Consider the following 3,095-nt stretch of genomic DNA (forward strand, 5'->3'; position numbering starts at 1 on the left):
AGCAAAGGCGGAATTTCTAAAGGACTTGGAATTTTGCAGGGTACAGTGGAAAAACTCCCCGCCTATGGTGTGGATGGGCAACCGCTCAAATGTCCGCAGGTAGGCTGGAGCATGCTGCATCTTTTGCCAGCGGCACAGACCAGTATTCTGAAAGATCTGACACCATCAGGACAGGCGTATTTTGTGCATAGCTATCATGCAATGCCGAAGAATGAAAGCGACAAAGTTGCCTGTGTTTTCTACGGTGGTCACCCAGTTTGCGCGTCGGTTCAGCGCGGCAATGTGATGGGGGTCCAGTTTCATCCGGAGAAAAGTGGGGAAGTGGGGCTTTCCATTTTGCGCGCCTTTTTGCAGTTTTGTGAATAATATAAGCGAGGCTGAAGTTATCTCAATTCCTTTTTGCCCAAGTCATATTTTGAAGATTTTTAAAACATAGCCAGTGAAGCTAGAATACTTGAACTTTCAACAAAGCAATTGCCAAAGCCCTAAGTCTTTTTTCAATAGCTCTTTTCCATTTGGAAAAGAGCTATTATTTTTCGCTGTAAATTTGTTGGCTTCCACTGATGGCCTTTCCCAAATACGTGTCGATCCAATGTGCCGCGGCCTGCTGATCACGGGCACGCAGATAGGTATACAACGTTTCAGTGTTGCGGCAAAGCGCCTCAATACCATACATTCTGCAAAATCGAATCCACAAAGTAATTACCGGAGCTTTAAATGAATAATAAATCAGAGGAAGAATGCTGTTGCCGCCGGCCAGTGCCAGCTCGTGCTGAAAAGAAAAGGCAATCTCGGCCGCTTGGGTGGCGTCTTTGGCCCCCGCAAGATTTTCCAATAGTTCACCGAGCCTAGAAAGAGATTGATCGGAAGCATAACGGATGGCATTTTCCACCGCCAAATGCTCCAGTGCACGCCGTACTTCCAGAATAGAACGAATTTCCTCTTTGCCGAGTACACCGCCTCGGTATTCCATAATCGCAATCAGCGTGCTCAAATTTCCCTTTCTGCGGTAATCGGCAACATAGGTTCCTTGGCGGGGACGTACCTCCAAAAAGCCCTGAGCTGCCAATTCTGCAAGGCCGCCGTTTACTACCGCACGGCTTACTTGCATTTGACGTGCCAATTCGCGCTCTGGGGGAAGTGGTGTGCCTACCGGAAGCTCACCAGACAAAATTTTCCCTTGAAGCTGCTGAATGAACAAATCCTTTAAACTGGGGGCAGAAAGCTTGGAAAATTCCATAAAAACACCTCTTTTGTAACATTGGTTATACCACATACCACAGGGCTATTTTATCATACATTTTGTCTAAGGAAAAGCGGGACTTTTGGAGCATTTCCCGAAAAATAGGTAGGTTTATTGACGCCTTGAAAGGAGAATGTTACTTTATTAACAAAGAGAGTTTTACATCTGGATGAGCCACACAGGGAGGAATTATGGACCAGGTAAAAGTATTACAAGTGAAACAGAGTGTGTTTGCGGCCAACGACCGGCAGGCGGAAGAATTGCGTGCATGGTTGAAGGAAAAGAAAATCTTTTTGTTGAATTTCATGTCTTCACCCGGGGCCGGTAAGACCACTACATTAAAACGGACCATTGAAATGTTAAAAGAGGAATTTCATATTGGGGTAATGGAAGCGGACATTGATTCAGACGTAGATGCTCGCGCCATTGCACAAACCGGTGCCAAGGCGATTCAACTTCATACGGGTGGTATGTGCCATTTGGACGCAGAGATGACGCGCCAAGGTTTGGAAGGATTGGAGACAGAGGATGTAGAGTTTGTCGTATTGGAAAATGTGGGAAATCTAGTCTGTCCGGCGGAATTTGATACTGGTGCGGTAAAAAATGCTATGATTCTGTCGGTTCCGGAAGGACATGACAAACCTTTAAAATATCCATTGATGTTTTCCGTGTGTGATGTGGTTTTGGTAAACAAGATGGACGTAATGGAGTACTTTGACTTTGATTTAGAAAAATGCCGTGAGTATGTTCACATGCGTAATCCGAAAGCCGTTGTAATTCCCATCTGCGCCAAAACAGGCGAAGGGATGGAGCCATGGATCGATTGGCTGCGCGGTCAAATCAACGCCTGGCGCGCTTAAAGCCGCCGCAACACAGAAAGAAGGGATATGAATGAGTCAGACGCATTTTCCGCTGGATGAGAGCAAATTGCCGTTTTCTATTCCGAAGGATGAGAAGCCCCGTGAAAAAATTCTGAAACTGGGGCAGATGATTACAGACCGAATCCCGGCGAAACTTCGTCCGCTGACGGCGGAAGACCCGGAGTACTGGGGCTTAGCTGGTCTTGTGACCGATGAGATGGCAGATGTGGCGTTGAAAATGAAGGTGCGCAAACCCATGACTTTGCCCCAACTGGTCAAGGCCACGGGCAAGAGCGCCGAAGAACTTGAGCCGCTGCTGTATCAGATGAGCTATGTGGGCCTGTTGGAATATAACTGGGAAAATGAGCGCCACGAAAAACAGTACGTCCTGCCCATGTTCGTTCCGGGCAGTGCCGAGTTTTTCAATATGCAGAAGCATCAGATCGATGAGCATCCGGAAGTAACGGCCTTTTTTGAACGCATGACCTTTTTGCCGCTGGAGCACATTACAGCGATGGTGCCTCCGGGCGGTGCAGGTATTGGTATGCACGTGATTCCGGTAGAAAAAGCAATCGAGACCGAGAACCAGTCCGTAGATATTGAGCACATCTCCCACTGGTTGAAAAAGTATGAGGGCAAATATGCGGCAAGTCCCTGTTCCTGCCGTATGTCCCGAGCAAAGATGGGCGAAGGATGCGGGGATGACCCGGAGGACTGGTGCATTGGCGTGGGCGATATGGCGGACTATCTGGTCGAGACGAAAAAAGGACACTATGTGGATTACGACGAAGTGTTGCGTATTCTCAAACGTGCTGAGGACAATGGATTTGTGCATCAAATCACCAACATCGACGGAGAGAATAAAATCTTTGCCATTTGCAACTGCAACGTGAACATCTGTAATGCTTTGCGTACCAGTCAGCTTTTTAATACGCCAAACATGAGTCGTTCGGCCTATGTAGCTAAGGTTCAGACAGAGAATTGTGTGGCTT

The 3,095-nt window shown here is 47.4% G+C and carries 2 protein-coding genes and 2 pseudogenes; 3 read left to right on the forward strand and 1 reads right to left on the reverse strand.

The genetic code is table 11. The features are described 5' to 3' along the window. A pseudogene (locus AB5H98_RS13140) lies at positions 1–366 on the forward strand (imidazole glycerol phosphate synthase subunit HisH); the annotation flags it as partial. A 163-nt stretch (positions 367–529) separates the two neighbouring features. Here the strand turns inward: AB5H98_RS13140 and AB5H98_RS13145 are convergent. Further along, positions 530–1,240: a FadR/GntR family transcriptional regulator gene (locus AB5H98_RS13145; RefSeq protein WP_367926336.1), complete on the reverse strand. Its 711-nt coding sequence runs from the start codon at positions 1,238–1,240 to the stop codon at positions 530–532. A gap of 194 nt (positions 1,241–1,434) precedes the next feature. Between AB5H98_RS13145 and hypB the strand changes: the two genes are divergently transcribed. Together hypB and AB5H98_RS13155 are read left to right on the forward strand one after the other, a co-directional pair. Continuing rightward, complete coding sequence (gene hypB, locus AB5H98_RS13150) at positions 1,435–2,103, forward strand: hydrogenase nickel incorporation protein HypB (protein ID WP_367926337.1); 669 nt, start codon at positions 1,435–1,437, stop codon at positions 2,101–2,103. A 31-nt stretch (positions 2,104–2,134) separates the two neighbouring features. Next, positions 2,135–3,095: pseudogene (locus AB5H98_RS13155) on the forward strand (pyridine nucleotide-disulfide oxidoreductase); the annotation flags it as partial.

The sequence above is a fragment of the uncultured Ruthenibacterium sp. genome (assembly GCF_963558415.1).
Lineage (GTDB): Bacteria > Bacillota > Clostridia > Oscillospirales > Ruminococcaceae > Ruthenibacterium.